Origin of the sequence: Mycobacterium shinjukuense (assembly GCF_010730055.1) — a bacterium.
Classification (GTDB): Bacteria; Actinomycetota; Actinomycetes; order Mycobacteriales; family Mycobacteriaceae; genus Mycobacterium; species Mycobacterium shinjukuense.
In genome coordinates, this window is sequence record NZ_AP022575.1 from 634,047 (window position 1) to 653,434 (window position 19,388).

A 19,388-nucleotide genomic window follows, 5' to 3' on the forward strand; every position below is an offset into this window, starting at 1 on the left:
CCTGTCTCGCCCCGTAGCGATGAGCGGCTACAGCCGCCGTCTCAGCTAACCCTGGCACACAGGGATTCTTCGCGGGTGATGACGGCATTGTCCCGGCGCGGATCGGCTGCCCAGACTTGTCAGACCGGGCTGCGATGATGAGGTCATGTCCTTGACCGCATCGCCCGGTGCTACGGCAGTGAGCCCTGCCCAGCGCCTGGAGGTGTTGTTCGAGGAGTTGGCGGAGTTGGCCGGTCAGCGCAACGCGATTGATGGGCGCATCGTGGAGATCGTGGCCGAGCTGGATCGCGACGAGCTGTGGGGTGCTACGGGGGCGCGGTCGGTGGCGGCGTTGGTGGCTTGGAAGATGGGCTCGTCGTCGGGGAACGCTCACACGATCGCCGCCGTGGCGCGTCGGCTGCGGGAGTTTCCGCGCTGCGCCCAGGGCATGCGGGAGGGCCGGTTGTCGCTGGATCAGGTCGGCGTCATCGCGGCGCGGGCGGGCGAGGGATCCGATGAGCATTATGCGGAGCTGGCCGGGGTCGCCACGGTCAGCCAGCTGCGCACCGCGCTCAAGCTGGAACCGCGACCCGAACCCGCACCCGATTCTCGGCCGCAACCGCAGCCCTCGATCACCAAGAGCACCGATGAGGAGTTCAGTTGCTGGCGGATCAAACTTCCCCACCTGGACGCGGCGAAGTTCGACGCGGCACTGCGGTCTCATCTTGATGCGCTGATCGCCGAGTGGCGCCACGATCACGACAATCGCGACCGCCCGTCAGATCAACGGCCCCCGTTGCCGGGCAATGTCGAGGCGTTTATGCGCCTGGTCGAGGCGGGGTGGGACGCCGAGGTGGCCCGCCGGCCGCACGGCCAGCACACCACCGTGGTGATGCATCTGGACGTGCAGGAGCGCGCCGCTGCGCTGCACCTGGGTCCGCTGCTATCGGAGTCTGAACGCCGGTACCTGATGTGTGATGCCACCTATGAGGTCTGGTTCGAACGTGACGGTGAGGTCATCGGCTCCGGCCGAGCGACCCGCCAGATCAACCGCCGGCTTCGCCGTGCGCTAGAGCACCGCCACCCCACGTGCGCGGTTCCAGGCTGCGGCGCCACCCGGGGCCTGCACGCCCATCACATCCGGCACTGGGAAGACGGTGGGGCCACCGAGCTGGCCAACCTGGTGCTGGTCTGCCCCTATCACCACCGGCTGCACCATCGAGGCATCATCACCATCACCGGACCCGCACCCAACCTCACCATCACCGACAGCGTGGGCCGGCCACTGAGCGCAGGATCGCTAGCCCGCCCACCGAAGAAACCCCCGCCCGCCGTAGCGCCCTGCCCCGGACCCACCGGCGAGCGCGCCGACTGGTGGTGGTATGAACCATTCCAGCCGCAACCACCCCCGACAAACAACTAGGCAGGTCACCGGGGCCGGTCACTACTGTCAACGGCACCCGAAAACTGACCCCGGCGCGGCACTCGGGTTCAACCGCGGATTCGCGCGGTCGTCGCAACACAGGACGAATTTCATGGTGCCAGTTCGGATTCGAAGACCTCGGCCGGGGTGCGCCAGCCGAGGATCTTCCGCGGGCGGGTGTTGAGCAGTTGCTCGACGCGGCGCACCTCGTCGGGGCCATGCACGGACGGGTCGCTGCCCTTGGGGAAACACTGGCGGAGCAGACCGTTGGCGTTCTCGTTGGTTCCGCGCAGCCGTGCGCAGCCACGGCGACGCCGGCGGGGCGAAGTAAATCCCCTCGGCGAACAACTCGGCCAGCAGATCGTGGCGCGCCATCTGCGCGCCCTGGTCCCAGGTGAGCGTCAGCCGTGCAGCGTCCGGGATCGAGGTGAGCAGGTGAGTGGCCGCGGCGGCGAACGCCTCGCCGGTATGCCCGGCCGGGAGGTGTACCAGGCGCACGAGTCGGCTGCGGCGTTCCACGATGGTGCCGATCGCCGAGCGGGTGTGGCGGCCGACGATCGTGTCGCCTTCCCCGTCGCCGATACGCTGCCGCAACTCGACAATCGGTGGTCGCTGGTCGATCGGCTTGGCAGGGATCACGTACCGCACCTCGCGGGTGTCGGGGCGGCGGCGGCGTTTCCGCATCGGCCGCGCAGTGCGTAGCTTGTTTGTCAATGTTCGTGCCAGGCCGGACTTTTCGGCGTTGTAGAGGCCACGGTAGATCGTCTCGTGGGTGACATGCCAGCCCGGCCGTTGCGGGTAGGTCCTGCGCAGCCAGGAGCTGATCTGCTCCGGGCTCCCGCCCTTCTCGAGCTTGCCGGCCACTACCGCCCGTAACTCCGCGTCGATCAGCAGGCGACCGGACCGACGGCGGCGAGGATCAACTCCCAATACTGCGACTCCACACTCAAGCGGCCCTTGCGCACTCGGCTCGTCATCAACACATCCGTTCTTCTACCAGCAGTGTTGCGACGAACTGTTGAACCCGAGTGCCGTCAGGAGGCCAGTTTTCACGCCGTCGACAACTACCAGCACCGTGTTGATGCTCAAACAGGTTGGGACATCAAGAATTTGGTTCGTACTACCCGCTGATGCCGCATCCTGAAAAATCAGGGGCGACAACCAAACCCGCACCGCCGCCGACCCGCTACCCGACGACCTCCGCACGCCCCCCTCAAGATTCGCGCTGACGATGCGCACCAAGGGGGCCGAGCGCTATCTGCTCGGTTCACGCTCGGCGCTGGGCTGGATCGTCGACCGCGACCGCGTCACCAGCGACAAAGCGTCCGGAATCGTCAGCGATCCCAACGACTGCTGCGACGAGCGCGACGATCCCACCTACATTGTCGATCTCATCAAGAAGGTCACCACCGTCAGCGTCGAGACCATAAAGATCGTTGACAGCCTCGCCGGCTGTTCGCGCCAGCAGGCCATCAAGGAATCACCGTGGACGCCCCGACATGGTTGGGATGCACGACGCTGAAGTGGCGGCGGTCGAAAGTTGGGATCTCCCAAGCGCTCCGCCGCGGCCACCATGGAGGCGTCGACGCTGCCCAGCGGTAGGTTTCGATACCGTGCGACGAGCTCAGCGATGCGCAACCAGTCGTCGGCGGCTACAGGCTCGACACTGAACGCGCCGTCAGCGAGGTCGCCGAGGAATCGCACCTCTGGTTCGCCACCGAGGCGAGTGCCCAGCAGGTAGACCACCTCGGTGAGACGAGCGTCGGGACGATCAGCTGGCCGGGATGCGTTTCGAGCAGTGTCAGCGACGACGCATGGTGGACGTCATCGGCGTCCACATAGGCATAGCGGGGGCCAGCGTCGACGAGAATGGCGGCTATCGCCCGACCTCGCCGGCAAGGATCTCCTCGATGCGCTCGGAGATGTCGGTACGGCCACCGCTGCCAGCGCCCGCGGCCTGAAGGCGACGGCGCCCAGTGGATTGACCGAGATAAGCCTCGAGAGCTTCCCGGGTGATCTCCGAAATGGTCAGATTCCGGCGCCGGGCCTCATGCCGCAGACGCGCATCGAGAGCGTCGGAGATCTTGACCGTGGTGCGGCGCATGTATGCCAGCATATCCGGGGCATCCACCAAAACGCCCCGGAGCTCACCCGCGACAGCCGAGCAGCAGCCGGGCTGAATGGTCAGCGGAAGGCCGATTGTGTGGAGCTCGGTGGGGCTTGGCGATGCCGGCTGCCATGTTGCTGGACGCCCAGTGGCACCGAGTCGTCAGGCCCCAATCCGCGCTTTCTGCAGTCACTGAATTCACTTGCGCACCATCGGATTATCCCTGTGCACGAGGTGGCGCGCGCCGGCCAACCCCGAATACCACTCGAACATACATATATTCGGGTAGCCGGGAGGAGATCGTCGAGGCGCGATCGCTGATGATGACCGCGATCGCGCCATCACCTGCGCGGACCGCCCGGCCCTGGGACCGAACTCGCTGGTGCAACGAATTAGCAAGAGTGTGAGTGCAATTCGAGAGTCACCCAGCGCGCTCCGATTCCCTGAGCAGCAGTTGACGAACCACTCGGCGTGGACCGTAGGGCCGCAGCATCCTGCTGGCGGGGCGGGGCCGCACCGATTGCGGCCACCAGAACCACCGTCCCAGCAGCGCGGCGATGGACGGCGTCATGAACGAGCGCACGATCAGCGTGTCAAACAGCAGACCCAGGCCGATGGTGGTGCCGATCTGACCCAGAACACGCAAATCGCTGAACACAAAGGAGGACATGGTGGCGGCGAACACCAGGCCGGCCGAGGTCACCACGGAGCCGGAGCCGGCCATCGCGCGGATGATCCCGGTGTTTAATCCGGCGCCGACTTCCTCCTTGAACCGCGAGATCAGCAGCAGGTTGTAGTCCGATCCCACCGCCAGCAGCAGGATGACGGCCAGCGCCAGCACGATCCAATACAGCTGGATACCCAGAATGTCCTGCCAGACCAGCACGGAGAGCCCAAAGGAGGCGCCCAACGACAGCGCCACCGTGCCCACGATGACGAGTGCGGCGACCAGACTTCGCGTGATGATCATCATGATCAGCAAGATCAGGCTCAGCGCGGCGATCGCCGCGATCATCAGGTCGTACTTTGCGCCGTCCTGAATGTCCTTGAACGTCGCGGCGGTGCCGGCGAGATAGATGTTGGCGCCCGCCAGCGGGGTGCCCTTCACCGCCTCATGTGCCGCGACCTTGATGGCGTCCACATGCGAGATGCCTTCGGGCGTCGCCGGATCGCCTTCATGGGAGATGATCATGCGAGCGGCCTTGCCGTCCGGCGAGAGAAACATTTTCAGGCCCCGCTTGAAGTCGGGGTTGTTGAAAGCCTCCGGCGGCAGATAAAACGAATCGTCGTTCTTGGCGGCATCAAAGGCCTGACCCATGGCGGTCGCGTTGTCGGTCAATGCCTGCTGCTGGGCGGTGATCCCGGAGTTGGTGGCATAGTTGGACAACACCAATTCCAGATTGGCCTCCTGGCTGGCGATCTGAGCCGTTATCAGCGCCACCAGTTGCGGCTGGGTCGCATCCAGTTTGTCCAGCGATGCCGTCAGGTTCTGGAACTGTTCGCTGAGCTGGTCGATGCCGTCGGTGGCGTCATAGATGGACCTGAGCGCAAAGCAGATCGGGATGTCGTAGCAGTGCTTCTCCCAATAGAAATAACTGCGAATCGGCCTGAAGAAGTCGTCGAAGTTCGCGATCTTGTCCCGCAGATCGTTCATCAAAACCAACGTGTCGTGAAAGCTTTGGGCCTGGTCGTGCGTGGCGGCGGCGAGCTCCTGCTGAAGGGCGTACTGCTGCCGCAAGATGTGAATCGTTTTCCTGATCTCCTCGGCCTGCTTCAGCAAGTCGTGCGCACGGTCTTGCTGGAATTTCAGGTTTTGGGTCTGGCCGACGCTTTGCATGCTGATCTGGAACGGTATTGTGCTGTGGTCGATCGGGGTTCCCAAGGGTCTGGTCATGGCTTGCACCAGGGCGATACCCCGAAGGTGGAAGACACCTTTGGCCACCCGGTCCAAGATCAGCATGTCGGCCGGGTTGCGCATGTCGTGATCGGTCTCGATCATCAGCAGCTCGGGATTGAGCCGGGCCTGGGAGAAATGCCGCTCGGCTGCGGCGTATCCAACGTTGGCCGGCGCGGTGCCGGGCATGTAGTGCCGCGCGTCGTAGCTCGTCTTGTATCCGGGCAGGGCGGCCAGACCGACAATGGCCACCGCGCAGGTCACCGCAAGAATGGGCCCGGGCCAGCGGACGATCGCCGTACCGATCCGCCGCCATCCCCGGGTCCTCATCTTGCGCTTCGGTTCGCAAAGGCCGAAATGGCTGCCCACGGCGAGCACGGCCGGGGCCAGGGTCAGCGCGGCGACCAGCGCGATGAGGATTCCTATGGCGGCGGGAATGCCCAGGCTTTGGAAATAAGGTAGTCGGGTGAAGCTCAGGCAATACACCGCGCCGGCCACGGTCAGCCCCGAGCCCAGCACGACGTGCGCGGTCCCGTGATACATGTTGTCAAACGAGGTGGCCCGATCCTGGGCGGCCAATCGCCCCTCGTGATAACGGCCCAGGAAAAATATCGCGTAATCCGTGCCAGCGGCGATGACCAGCAATGTCAGCAGATTGGTCGAGTACGTCGACAGTCCGATGATCCCGGAGTTTCCGAGAAAGGCGACGACCCCACGCGCCGCGGCCAATTCAACCATGACCGTGAGCAGCACCAAGATCATCGTGACGAACGAGCGGTAGACGAACAACAGCATGATCGCGATCACCAGGACCGTGAGCGCGGTGACCTTCGCCGTACCTTTGCTGCCCACCTCGAACTGATCGGTCATCAGCGGCGCCGCGCCGGTGACATAGGCCTTGATACCGGGCGGTGCGGGCAGATGTGACACGATGTCGCGGACAGCGTTGACGGACTCGATCGATCGGGCCTCGCCTTGATTACCGGCGAGATACACCTGAACATACGCGGCTTTGCCGTCGTTGCTTTGTGCGCCCGCCGCCGTCAGCGGATCCCCCCAGAAGTCCTGTACGTGCTCGACATGCTTGGTGTCCTGCGCGAGCCGCTGGATCAGTGCGTCGTAAAACCGGTGGGCATCGGCGCCCAGGGGCTTCTCGCCTTCCAGCACGATCATCGCCACACTGTCGGAATCGAACTCGTGGAAGACCTGGCCCATGCGTTTCATCGCCTGCAGCGACGGCGCATCCTTGGGGCTCTGCGCCACGTTGTGCGCCTTCCCGACCTCTTCCAACTGCGGGACCGCACCATTCGTGATGGCCGCAAGGCCCACCCAGAACAGCACGATCGGCACCGAAAGCCGGCGGATGGTCCCCGGCCAGGAAAGTCGCGAGGGCTGATGGTTGCTCATCCGGACTTGTCCAGGCAGAAGGTGTAGGCATTCACTTCGTTGACCGACCTTTCGTCTTTGACAACTCCATTGATGGTGATGCGGCAGCCGATGAAATCGCCGTTGCCTTGTGCCACGAGGTTGGCGAAGACCCCGGGCAGCGTCGTCGTCATCGTCAGCGACCAGGGCAGGGTGGCGTCGAGCACTTGCTGCGGCTGGGCCTTGATGTCCAGGTAGTTGATCGTTGCCACGCTGCCCGGAGCGCCAAAGACTTCCAGAACCACCTGTTTGGGGTTGAACGGGACGATCTCATTCGCGATGGCGCCGCTGGCCGAAGCGGTGCTGTGCGAGCCGAAGATTCCATGCAGCCGATAGACGCCGAACCCCGCGGCGGCGACGACGACCACCGCGACCACCAGCATCCACCACCGCCTGGCCAGGCGGGCAATTGAAATCCCTTTCACCCGTTAGCCTTTCGATAACCGGTGACGCGTTCGCGGGCACCGGTCATGCGCTTCGAAATTGACAGCTACGACAGTACGGTACCGGACCGGACAGCACAACAGACGACGTGGGTACACATTGGCGTTGCCGTGCGCTCCTGCTCAGCCGCCCGGTCGGTGACTCGGTGACCGAGGCCGCCCTAGCCGATCGGTCGGCTGAGGCTGGGAATGAGGACGTCGTCGACGAGGGCACGCACCGTGTGCTCGGTTGGGGGCCGGTTGGCCATCACGGACCGGAAAAGCAGGTAGCCGGGCAGCAGATCCCACAGTTCATCGCTGATCGCGCCGTCGGCGATCTCACCGCGGTCAACGGCCTGCCGCAGGATGTGCTGGATCACGGCTTTCCGTTGTTCGACGAACTGGTGCTGCATGACGTCGTCGAGCGCGGGGTTGCGGGACACCTCGACAAGCACCGCGCGCATGGTGCTGGCATGCTGGCGGGCCTGGGCGCATACCAGCTCCCCCAGGCGCAGCAAATCGCCGCGGAGTGAGCCGGTTTCGGGCGGCACCGCGACCTGGCGAATGCCCTCGATGAACGCGGCCAACACCAGTTCGGCTTTCGACGGCCAGCGCCGGTACACCGTGGCCTTGCTGGCCTTGGCGGTCGTGGCGACCGCGTCCACCGTCAACCCGTCATACCCATGTTGCTGCAGCAACCGTAACGTGACGTCGAGCAACTCCGCCTCGCGTGGCGACCACGGTGAGGACTGCCCGGCGCGATTGGCAATCTGGGTCACAGCGCCAACGATAGAACCGATCCGCTAGTACCGGCCAGTACCGTACCGACAAGAATGCCGCTGTTCGGCCACCTCGACACGGGTGGCGCAGCCCATGGGTGCAGCCAAATTCCGATCGGTACCGTGGCGAATTCGGTGCCGATGACGTCGTGATCTGACCGCCGGCAGCCGCGGGGGTCGTGAAAGCCGCGGATACCTGGTGAGCCGGTGAGCTAATGTTTCCCCGGTTGCGGGGGCGACTGGAGGGGAAAGGATGACCGGACCATGACCATGACCCGGCAGGAACGACACATGCTGCACGCCGCAACCGCCCGCGCAGCCATCCTGGACCTGACCGCTCGCCACAATCGGGCCTACTCCGATGGTGACCGTGACGCCTGGGTGGCCACCTTCCGTGATTCCGGCGCCAGCTACAGCCGCGGCGGTGAGACGTTCACCGACGTGCGTTCGGCCTTCGACGGCGGCGATGGGCAGCGTTTGGTCAGCCTCGACCACGAGGTCCACGTCGACGGCACCAACGCCACCCAGCGCTGTGTCGTGCTGCTTTGTGCCGCCATACGTGGCGACACCACGGTGCGCGCCACCGGGACATTCCAGGATCGGCTGATCTACGAGCGCGGCGGCTGGTACTTCACTTCCCGCGCTCTCGAATGGGATTCGGTGCCCGGCCGTCACCCGCTCGTCATGTGACCGGCGCCGACATGCCACGGCAACGGTGACCGGGTGGCTCGTCGAAACGGGGCAGGTCGTTGCCGCGACGTGATACATCTGTGACTGCTGATGCCAGTGTGTCATTTGGTGTTTTTGTCGTACTCTGTGGCATGTGTCGGTCTCGCGGCGTGACGTGCTCAAACTGGCGGCGGCGACTCCGGGCCTGCTCGGTGCTGGCGTCGCGGCCGCCTCATGGCGTGCCGCACCGGTATCGGCGGGTTCGCTGGGCACCCTGCTGGACTATGCCGCCGGAGTCATCCCGGCCGGCCAGATCAGGGCGGCCGGCGCCGTGGGCGCGATCCGCTACGTATCCGATCGGCGGCCGGGCGGCGCCTGGATGCTCGGCAAGCCGATCCAGCTCAGCGAGGCGCGTGACCTACATGCCAACGGGCTCAAGATCGTTTCCTGCTATCAGTACGGCAAGGGCAGCACCGCCGACTGGCTGGGCGGTGCCGACTCCGGCGTGCAGCATGCCAAGCGGGGATTGGAGCTGCATGCCGCGGCCGGCGGTCCGGCCAGCGCCCCCATCTACGCCTCGATCGACGACAACCCGACATATGACCAGTACAAGAACCAGATCGTGCCGTATCTGCGGTCCTGGGAGGCGGTGCTCGGCCACCAGCGGACCGGCGTATACGCCAACTCGAAGACGATCGACTGGGCGGTGAACGACGGCTTGGGGTCTTATTTCTGGCAGCACAACTGGGGATCGCCCAAGGGGTACACCCATCCGGCCGCGAATCTGCACCAGGTGGAGATCGACAAACGCAAGGTCGGTGGGGTCGGGGTGGACATCAACGAAATCCTCAAGCCCCAATTCGGGCAGTGGGCCTAAGGTTCCGCTGCCCAGCGCTGTGGCGCGCCATCCAGCAAACCCTCGTCCGCTCGACGCGCGGCCCCGGCGTCGTCGGCGATTGCGGCTCACGTTCTCGCGGCAGGCCAAAATTTTGGTATAACGATTTGGTAACAATACTGCCTTGATCAGCGCTGTTGTTGCTACTCCAGCGTAACCGCCAACACGCAGGACGTTTGTCCACCACACCCGCGTCCGCCGTTCAAGCCGGTGTTATCCACGACACGGTTACCCGACCGTAGAACTCGCCAGTAACCGATCGACGTAAAAAAACTGGACCGATCCTTATGACACTCTTATATGGCCGGCGAGTCCGCGGCGCCGCTTGACCCACGAGCCGGTACCCGACAACACAGCGGTCAGTCCATTTCGGTTGCGAACCGATGCGGAATCGACCGGACTCGACGAGGTCTCCGCGACGCGCGTCCGGAACGGCCGAACGAACCGCCCCGCACAGACGCAGACAGACGCATACAGGGAGATACAGACGTGACGATCCACGAGCACGACCAGGTGTCCGCTGGCCACGACGGGGAGGACCCGCACCGGAGGCAGCACCCGCTTGCGGGGGACACCCATGCTCTGGTCGATCGTCTGACGGCCGGCGAGCCGTACGCTGTCGCATTCGGCGGCCAAGGCAGCGCCTGGCTGGAGACTCTCGAAGAGCTGGTTTCCGGGGCCGGGATCGAATCCGAGCTGGCCACACTGGTCGGTGAGGTGGAGCTGCTGCTGGAGCCGATCGCGCGAGAGCTGATCGTGGTGCGTCCGATCGGCTTCGAGCCGTTGCGGTGGGTGCGTGCGCTGGCGGCCGAGGATCCGGTTCCGTCGGACAAGCATTTGACCTCCGCTGCGGTGTCGGTGCCCGGCGTGCTGCTCACCCAGATCGCGGCCATCCGCGCCCTGGCCCGCCAGGGCATGGACCTGACGGTCACCCCGCCGGTGGCCATGGCGGGGCACTCACAAGGTGTGCTGGCGGTGGAGGCGCTCAAGTCCGCGGGGACGCGCGATGCGGAGCTGTTTGCCACGGCCCAGCTGATCGGTGCCGCCGGAACGCTGGTGGCCCGCCGGCGCGGGATCTCCGTCCTCGGCGATCGTCCGCCGATGGTATCGGTCACCAACGCTGACCCGGAGCGCATCAAGCGGTTGTTGGACGACTTCGCCCAGAACGTGCGTACCGTGCTGCCACCGGTGCTGTCCATCCGCAACGGCCGGCGCGCGGTCGTCATCACCGGAACGCCGGACGAGCTCTCGCGCTTCGAACTTTATTGCCGCCAGATCTCCGAAAAGGAGGAAGCCGATCGCAAGAACAAGATCCGCGGTGGCGACGTGTTCGCCCCGGTCTTCGAGCCGGTGCAGGTGGAGGTGGGCTTTCACACCCCGCGGCTGGCCGACGGAATCGACATCGTCGGCGGCTGGGCGCAGACGGTTGGCCTGGACGTCGCTTTGGCACGGCAGTTGGCTGGCGCCATCTTGGTCGACCGAGTCGACTGGGTTGACGAGATCACCCGCGTCCACCGGGCCGGCGCTCGTTGGATCCTCGACCTGGGTCCCGGCGACATCCTGACGCGGCTGACCGCGCCGGTGATCCGCGGCCTGGGCGTGGGCATCGTGCCCGCGGCCACCCGCGGCGGCCAGCGCAACCTCTTCACCGTCGGGGCCACCCCCGAGGTGGCCCGGGCCTGGTCGAGTTATGCGCCGACGGTGGTTCGCCTGCCCGACGGCAGGGTCAAGCTCTCGACGAAATTCACCCGGTTGACCGGCCGGTCGCCCATCCTGTTGGCCGGCATGACCCCGACCACCGTGGACGCCAAGATCGTCGCCGCGGCGGCCAACGCCGGCCACTGGGCCGAGTTGGCCGGCGGCGGGCAGGTCACCGAGGAGATTTTCGGTAACCGCATCAAGGAGATGTCGGACCTGCTCGAACCGGGCCGTACCTACCAGTTCAATGCGCTGTTCCTGGACCCGTATCTGTGGAAGCTGCAGGTCGGCGGAAAGCGGTTGGTGCAGAAGGCCCGTCAGTCCGGCGCGCCGATCGACGGTGTGGTGATCAGCGCCGGCATCCCCGATCTCGAGGAAGCCGTCGAGCTGATCGACGAACTGGGCGACGTCGGCATCAGCCACGTCGTGTTCAAGCCCGGGACGATCGAGCAGATCCGCTCGGTGATCCGCATCGCCACCGAGGTGCCCACCAAACCGGTGATCATGCACGTCGAGGGCGGGCGTGCCGGCGGCCACCATTCCTGGGAAGACCTCGACGACCTGCTGCTGGCCACCTACTCGGAGCTGCGTTCGCGCGCCAACATCACCGTGTGCGTCGGGGGCGGCATCGGCACCCCGGAGCGGGCGGCCGAATACCTGTCCGGGCGGTGGGCGCAGGCGTATGGGTTCCCGTTGATGCCGGTCGACGGGATCCTGGTCGGCACCGCGGCGATGGCCACCAAGGAGTCCACGACGTCGCCCTCGGTCAAGCGGATGTTGGTGGCGACCCAGGGCACCGATCAGTGGATCAGCGCCGGAAAAGCTCAGGGCGGCATGGCTTCCAGCCGCAGCCAGCTGGGTGCCGACATCCACGAGATCGACAACACCGCCTCCCGCTGCGGCCGGTTGCTCGACGAGGTCGCTGGCGACGCGGATGCGGTCGCGCGGCGGCGCGACGAGATCATCGCGGCGATGGCCAACACCGCCAAGCCGTACTTCGGCGACGTCGGGGAGATGACCTACGCGCAATGGCTGCGGCGGTACGTCGAGCTGACCGTCGGCGAGGGCAACTCGACGGCCGACACCGCCGCACCGGGCAGCCCCTGGCTGGCCGACACCTGGCGCGACCGGTTCGAGCAGATGTTGAAACGCACCGAAGCCCGTTTGCACCCAAAGGATTTCGGTCCGATCGAGACTATTTTTTCCGGTCCCACCGGGCTGGCGCTGCTGGACAACCCGCGGCAGGCGATCGCCACGCTGTTAGCGCACTACCCGGACGCCGAAACCGTCCAGCTGCATCCCGCGGACGTGCCCTTCTTCGTGACGCTGTGCAAGACGCTGGGCAAGCCGGTCAACTTTGTGCCGGTCATCGACAAGGACGTCCGGCGTTGGTGGCGCAGCGACTCGCTGTGGCAGGCGCACGATGCCCGCTACGACGCCGACCAGGTATGCATCATTCCGGGCACCGTGTCGGTGGCCGGGATCACCCGGATGGACGAACCCGTCGGGGAGTTGCTGGACCGCTTCGAACAGGCCGCCATCGACGAACTGCTCGGCGCCGGTGTGCAACCCAAGGATGTCACGTCGCGCCGGTTGGGCCGCCCCGACGTGCGCGGACCGCTGGCCGTCGTGCTGGACGCACCCGACGTGCTGTGGGCCGGCCGCACCGCCACCAACCCGGTTCATCGGATCGGCCAGCCGGGCGACTGGCAAGTACGTGAAAACCATACCGCCACCCACACATCCACCGGGGCGCGGCTACAGACCGGCGAAACCGGGGCCGGCGATGTCGTTTTAAGCGTCCCGGTGTCAGGCACTTGGGTCGACATCCGGTTCACCCTGCCGGCGAACACGATCGACGGCGGCATGCCCGTGGTCTCCACCGAGGACGCCGCTACCGCAATGCGTGCGGTGCTGGCGATCGCCGCCGGTGTCGACGGCCCGGAGTTGCTGCCCCCGGTGATCGACGGCACGGCCACCGTGACGGTCAACTGGGACCCCGAGCGGGTGGCCGATCACACCGGGGTCACCGCCACCTTCGGCGAGCCGTTGGCGCCCGGCCTCACCACCGTCCCCGACGCGCTGGTAGGCCGTTGCTGGCCAGCGATTTTCGCGGCGATCGGATCAGCGGTTACCGACGCTGGCGTGCCGGTGGTGGAGGGCCTGCTGAGCCTGGTGCACCTGGACCATGCCGTCCGCGTGGTTGGCCAGCTGCCGACCTCGTCGACCCAACTGTGCATTACCGCAATGGCTTCCAACGCGACCGACACGGACACGGGCCGGGTTGTGCCGGTCTCGGTTACCGTTGCCGACGCCGACGGCGCCGTAATCGCCACCCTTGAGGAGCGATTCGCGATCCTCGGCCGCACCGGTTTCGCCGAACTCACCGACCCGGTGCGCGCCGGCGGTGCGGTATCGGAGAACGCCACCGACACCCCACGTCGGCGGCGCCGCGATGTCACGGTAACGGCGCCGGTCGATATGCGTCCATTCGCGGTGGTGTCCGGCGACCATAACCCCATCCACACCGACCGGGCTGCCGCGCTGCTTGCGGGCCTGGCGGGGCCTGACGGTGAGGGCGGGCCGATCGTGCACGGCATGTGGTTGTCGGCCGCCGCGCAGCACGCGGTGACCGCCACCGACGGCAAGGCCCGCCCACCGGCTCGGCTGGTCGGCTGGACGGCGCGCTTCCTCGGCATGGTGCGTCCCGGCGACCAGGTGGACTTCCGCGTCGAGCGTGTCGGAATCGACCAGGGCGCAGAGGTCCTGGAGGTCGGCGCGCGGGTGGGCTCGGATCTGGTGATGTCGGCGACCGCGCGGCTGGCCGCGCCGAAGACGGTGTATGCCTTCCCCGGGCAGGGCATTCAGCACAAAGGCATGGGCATGGAGGTCCGCGCTCGCTCCAAGGCGGCGCGCAAGTTGTGGGACGCCGCGGACAAGTTCACCCGCGAGACCTTAGGTTTTTCGGTGCTGCACGTGGTTCGGGACAACCCGACCAGCATCATCGCCAGCGGTGTGCACTACCACCACCCCGACGGCGTGCTGTACCTGACGCAGTTCACCCAGGTCGCGATGGCCACGGTGGCGGCCGCGCAGGTGGCCGAGATGCGGGAACGGGGGGCCTTCGTCGAGGGGGCGATCGCCTGTGGCCACTCCGTCGGCGAATACACCGCGCTGGCCTGCGTGACCGGCATCTACGAGCTGGAAGCCTTGCTGGAGATGGTGTTTCACCGCGGGTCGAAGATGCACGACATCGTGCCGCGGGACGAGCTGGGTCGCTCCAACTACCGGTTGGCGGCGATCCGGCCGTCCCAGATCGACCTCGACGACGCCGACGTGCCCGCGTTCGTGGCCGGGATCGCCGAGAGTACCGGTGAGTTTCTGGAGATCGTGAACTACAACCTGCGCGGCTCGCAGTACGCCATCGCCGGCACGGTGCGCGGCTTGCAGGCGCTGGAGGCCGAGGTGGAGCGGCGCCGCGAGCTCACCGGTGGTCGGCGCTCGTTCATCCTGGTGCCCGGCATCGATGTTCCGTTCCACTCGCGGGTGTTGCGGGTGGGCGTGGCGGAATTCCGTCGCTCACTGGACCGGGTCCTGCCGCGTGACGCGGACCCCAATCTGATCATCGGGCGCTACATCCCGAACCTGGTGCCGCAGTTGTTCACCCTGGACCGGGATTTCATCCAGGAAATCCGGGACCTGGTGCCCGCCGAGCCGCTCGACGAGATCCTCGCCGACTACGACACCTGGCTTCGCGAGCGGCCACGGGAGATGGCGCGCACCGTGTTCATCGAGCTGCTGGCGTGGCAGTTCGCCAGCCCGGTGCGCTGGATCGAGACCCAGGATCTGCTGTTCATCGAGGAGGCCGCCGGTGGCCTGGGGGTGGAGCGGTTCGTCGAGATCGGCGTGAAGACCTCACCGACTGTCGCGGGCCTTGCCGCCAACACCCTCAAGCGGCCCGAATATGCGCACAGCACGGTGGAAGTGCTCAACGCCGAGCGCGACGCCGCCGTGCTGTTCGCCACCGACACCGACCCTGAGCCGGAGCCGGAGGCGGACGAGCCGGTCGCCGAGTCGGCCGCGCCGGACGTGGTCCCTGCGGTGCCGGCGGGGGCGCCGACCGTACCGTCGGGCACCGCCCGCCCGGACGACATCGCCTTCGACGCCGCCGATGCCACCTTGGCGCTGATCGCCATCTCGGCCAAGATGCGCATCGACCAGATCGAGGAGCTGGACTCCATCGAGTCCATCACCGACGGCGCATCGTCGCGACGCAACCAGCTGCTGGTCGATCTTGGATCGGAGCTGAACCTGGGTGCCATCGACGGCGCCGCGGAGGCCGACCTGGCCGGGCTGCGCTCCCAGGTCACCAAGCTGGCGCGCACCTACAAGCCTTACGGGCCAGTGCTTTCCGACGCCATCAACGACCAGTTGCGCACCGTGCTCGGACCGTCGGGCAAGCGCCCCGGCGCCATCGCGGAGCGGGTGAAGAAGGCCTGGGAGCTCGGTGACGGCTGGGCCAAGCACGTCACCGTCGAGGTCGCGCTGGGCACCCGTGAAGGCACCAGCGTCCGTGGGGGCGCCCTGGGCCACCTGCACGAGGGTGCCTTGGCCGACGCCGCCTCCGTCGACAAGGTCGTCGACGCCGCGGTGGCCTCGGTAGCCGCTCGCCGTGGCGTTACCGTGGCGCTGCCGTCGGCCGGGGGTGGCGGCGGTGCCACCATCGACGCGGCCGTGCTCAGCGAATTCACCGACCGAATCACCGGCCGCGACGGCGTGCTGGCCTCCGCGGCCCGCCTGGTGCTGAACCAGCTGGGGCTGGACGACCCGGTCAGCGCCATGCCGTCGGCCACCGACGCCGAGCTCATCGACCTGGTCGGGGCCGAACTGGGCGCGGACTGGCCGCGTCTGGTGGCGCCGGTGTTCGACGCGAAGAAAGCCGTCGTGTTCGACGACCGCTGGGCCAGTGCCCGCGAGGACCTGGTGAAGCTGTGGCTGACCGACGAGGGCGACATTGACGCCGACTGGGCGCGGCTCTCGCAACGATTCGAGGGCACCGGCCATGTCGTCGCGACCCAAGCGACCTGGTGGCAGGGCAAGTCGCTGGCCGCGGGCCGTCAGATCCACGCCTCGCTGTATGGCCGGATCGCGGCCGGCGCGGAGAACCCCGACCCCGGTCGCTACAGCAGCGAAGTGGCGGTGGTGACCGGCGCGTCCAAGGGCTCGATCGCCGCGTCGGTGGTGGCCCGCCTGCTCGACGGCGGCGCCACGGTCATCGCGACCACGTCCAAGCTCGACGACGAACGGCTGGCGTTCTACCGCACGCTGTATCGCGACCACGCCCGCTACGGCGCGGTGTTGTGGGTGGTCGCGGCCAACATGGCCGCCTACACCGACATTGACGCCCTGGTCGAGTGGGTCGGCAACGAGCAGACCGAAAGCCTTGGGCCACAGTCGATTCACATCAAGGACGCGCAGACCCCGACCCTGCTGTTCCCGTTCGCGGCGCCGCGCGTGGTCGGCGACCTGTCGGAAGCCGGTTCCCGCGCCGAGATGGAAATGAAGGTGTTGCTGTGGGCCGTGCAGCGGCTGATCGGTGGACTGTCGAAGATCGGCGCCGAACGCGACATCGCCTCGCGGCTGCACGTGGTGCTGCCCGGCTCGCCCAACCGCGGAATGTTCGGCGGTGACGGCGCTTACGGTGAAGCCAAGTCCGCGCTGGACGCGGTGGTGAGCCGCTGGCACGCCGAGTCTTCGTGGGCGGAACGGGTCAGCCTGGCGCATGCGCTGATCGGCTGGACCCGCGGCACCGGGTTGATGGGTCACAACGACGCCATCGTCGCCGCCGTCGAAGAAGCCGGTGTCACCACCTACTCGACCGATGAGATGGCGGCGATGCTGCTCGACCTGTGCGACGTGGAATCCAAGGTGGCCGCGGCCAGCTCGCCGATCAGGGCCGACCTGACCGGCGGTCTGGCCGACGCCCGACTCGACATGGCCGAACTGGCGGCCAAAGCCCGCCGGGAGATGTCGGCCGAGGCGGCCGCTTCTCAACAGGCCGAGGAGGAGGCGTCGGCCGAAGGCACCCCCGGCATCATTGCGGCACTCCCGTCGCCGCCGCGCGGCTGCACCCCGGCACCGCCGCCGGAATGGGATGACCTCGACGCCGACCCCTCCGAGTTGGTGGTGGTCGTCGGTGGCGCCGAGCTCGGCCCGTACGGTTCGTCGCGCACCCGGTTCGAGATGGAGGTCGACAACGAACTGTCGGCGGCCGGCGTGCTGGAGCTGGCCTGGACCACCGGGCTGGTGCGCTGGGAGGACGACCCGCAACCAGGGTGGTACGACACGCAATCCGGTGAGCTGGTCGACGAGGCCGAGCTGGTCGAGCGTTACCACGATGCCGTGGTGGAGCGCGTCGGCATTCGCGAGTTCGTTGATGACGGCGCGGTCGACCCCAAACAGGGCTCTCCGCTGCTGGTGTCGGTATTCCTCGACAAGGACTTCTCTTTCGTGGTTTCGTCGGAGGCCGACGCGCGCGCGTTCGTCGAGTTCGACCCCGAGCACACCGTCATCCGGCCGCTGCCCGATTCCAGTGACTGGCAAGTCACCCGCAAGGCGGGCACCGAGATCCGGGTGCCGCGCAAGACCAAGCTGTCGCGTGTCGTCGGCGGTCAGATCCCGACCGGGTTCGACCCGACGGTGTGGGGCATCAGCGCCGACATGGCCAGTTCCATCGACCGGCTGGCGGTGTGGAACATCGTGGCCACCGTCGACGCATTCCTGACCGCCGGTTTCAGCCCGGCCGAGGTCATGCGCTACGTGCACCCGACGATGGTGGCCAACACCCAGGGCACCGGCATGGGCGGCGGCACCTCGATGCAGACGATGTACCACGGAAACCTGTTGGGCCGTAGCAAGCCGAACGACATTTTCCAGGAAGTCCTGCCGAACATCATTGCCGCCCACGTGGTTCAGTCCTACGTCGGCAGCTACGGCGCGATGATCCACCCGGTTGCCGCCTGCGCCACGGCCGCGGTGTCGGTCGAGGAAGGCGTCGACAAGATCCGGCTGGGCAAGGCCCACCTGGTGGTGGCCGGTGGACTGGACGACCTGACGCTGGAGGGCATCATCGGCTTCGGTGACATGGCGGCCACCGCCGACACCGGCATGATGCGTGCCCGGGGAATTCACGACTCGAAGTTCTCGCGTCCCAACGACCGGCGGCGCCTGGGTTTCGTGGAGGCACAGGGCGGGGGGACGATCTTGCTGGCTCGCGGCGATCTGGCGCTGCGGATGGGGCTACCGGTACTGGCGGTGGTGGCGTTCGCGCAGTCGTTCGGCGACGGTGTGCACACCTCGATCCCGGCGCCCGGCCTGGGTGCGCTGGGCGCGGGTCGCGGCGGCCGGGACTCGGTGCTGGCGCGCTCGCTGGCCAAGCTGGGCGTGGGTGCCGACGATATCGCGGTCATCTCCAAGCACGACACATCGACGCTGGCCAACGATCCCAACGAGACCGAGTTGCATGAGCGGCTCGCGGACGCGCTGGGCCGCTCCGAGGGTGCGCCGCTGTTCGTGGTGTCCCAGAAGAGCCTGACCGGGCACGCCAAGGGCGGCGCGGCGGTCTTCCAAATGATGGGGTTGTGTCAGATTCTGCGGGACGGTGTCATCCCACCCAACCGCAGCCTAGACTGCGTCGACGATGAACTGGCCGGCTCGGCGCACTTCGTGTGGGTGCGCGACACGCTGCGGCTCGGCGGGAAGTTCCCGCTCAAGGCCGCGATGTTGACCAGTCTCGGGTTTGGCCATGTGTCCGGTCTGGTGGCACTGGTGCACCCGCAGGCGTTCATCGCCGCGCTGGACCCCAGCCAGCGTGCGGACTACCAGCGGCGCGCGAACGCACGTTTGTTGGCCGGCCAGCGCCGCCTGGCGTCGGCCATGGCCGGCGGTCCGCCAATGTACCAGCGGCCCGGGGACCGTCGTTTCGACGAGCACGCGCCGGAGAAGCCGCAGGAGGCCGCGATGCTGCTGAATCCGGCGGCTCGGCTCGGTGACGGCGAGGCCTACATCGGATGACTTCGGCTGCTGGGGATCGGATTG

Annotated in this window: 9 protein-coding genes and 1 pseudogene; 5 read left to right on the forward strand and 5 right to left on the reverse strand. The window is 66.9% G+C overall.

Annotated features, from left to right (window positions below; translation table 11 throughout):
- Positions 1-145: 145 nt before the first annotated feature.
- Entirely contained in the window at positions 146-1,402 is a 1,257-nt protein-coding gene (locus G6N20_RS02890) for an HNH endonuclease signature motif containing protein (protein ID WP_163662793.1), read from the forward strand.
- 27 nt (positions 1,403-1,429) lie between these two features.
- Here the strand turns inward: G6N20_RS02890 and G6N20_RS02895 are convergent, their stop codons facing one another.
- Positions 1,430-2,266 (reverse strand): IS30 family transposase, encoded by an 837-nt coding sequence (locus G6N20_RS02895; RefSeq protein ID WP_232065421.1) that lies wholly within the window; start codon positions 2,264-2,266, stop codon positions 1,430-1,432.
- Between the two features lie 382 nt (positions 2,267-2,648).
- Here G6N20_RS02895 and G6N20_RS02900 point away from each other — a divergent pair.
- Positions 2,649-2,924 (forward strand): annotated as a pseudogene (locus G6N20_RS02900) (type ISP restriction/modification enzyme); the annotation flags it as partial.
- A 354-nt stretch (positions 2,925-3,278) separates the two neighbouring features.
- Here G6N20_RS02900 and G6N20_RS02905 read toward each other — a convergent pair.
- The 4 genes from G6N20_RS02905 to G6N20_RS02920 form a co-directional block, all read right to left on the reverse strand.
- A complete protein-coding gene (locus G6N20_RS02905) occupies positions 3,279-3,506 on the reverse strand; it encodes a ribbon-helix-helix domain-containing protein (RefSeq protein ID WP_232065422.1) in 228 nt (75 codons plus the stop codon).
- Positions 3,507-3,930: 424 nt separating this feature from the next.
- On the reverse strand, positions 3,931-6,810 hold the full coding sequence (locus G6N20_RS02910) for an MMPL/RND family transporter (RefSeq protein ID WP_083051572.1): 2,880 nt from the start codon (positions 6,808-6,810) through the stop codon (positions 3,931-3,933).
- On the reverse strand, positions 6,807-7,253 hold the full coding sequence (locus G6N20_RS02915) for an MmpS family transport accessory protein (RefSeq protein ID WP_197745492.1): 447 nt from the start codon (positions 7,251-7,253) through the stop codon (positions 6,807-6,809). Before G6N20_RS02915 ends, G6N20_RS02910 begins: the two co-directional genes overlap by 4 nt.
- Before the next feature lie 179 nt (positions 7,254-7,432).
- A complete protein-coding gene (locus tag G6N20_RS02920; RefSeq protein WP_142272184.1) occupies positions 7,433-8,041 on the reverse strand; it encodes a TetR/AcrR family transcriptional regulator in 609 nt (202 codons plus the stop codon).
- Positions 8,042-8,293: 252 nt separating this feature from the next.
- On the opposite strand from G6N20_RS02920, the gene G6N20_RS02925 reads away from it, so the two are divergent.
- The 3 genes from G6N20_RS02925 to G6N20_RS02935 all read left to right on the forward strand — a co-directional run bounded on the left by G6N20_RS02925 (position 8,294) and on the right by G6N20_RS02935 (position 19,364).
- A complete protein-coding gene (locus G6N20_RS02925) occupies positions 8,294-8,719 on the forward strand; it encodes a nuclear transport factor 2 family protein (protein WP_083051563.1) in 426 nt (141 codons plus the stop codon).
- A 133-nt stretch (positions 8,720-8,852) separates the two neighbouring features.
- A complete protein-coding gene (locus G6N20_RS02930; protein ID WP_083051560.1) occupies positions 8,853-9,575 on the forward strand; it encodes a DUF1906 domain-containing protein in 723 nt (240 codons plus the stop codon).
- 507 nt (positions 9,576-10,082) lie between these two features.
- Positions 10,083-19,364: a type I polyketide synthase gene (locus G6N20_RS02935; RefSeq protein WP_083051557.1), complete on the forward strand. Its 9,282-nt coding sequence runs from the start codon at positions 10,083-10,085 to the stop codon at positions 19,362-19,364.
- Positions 19,365-19,388: the final 24 nt, after the last annotated feature.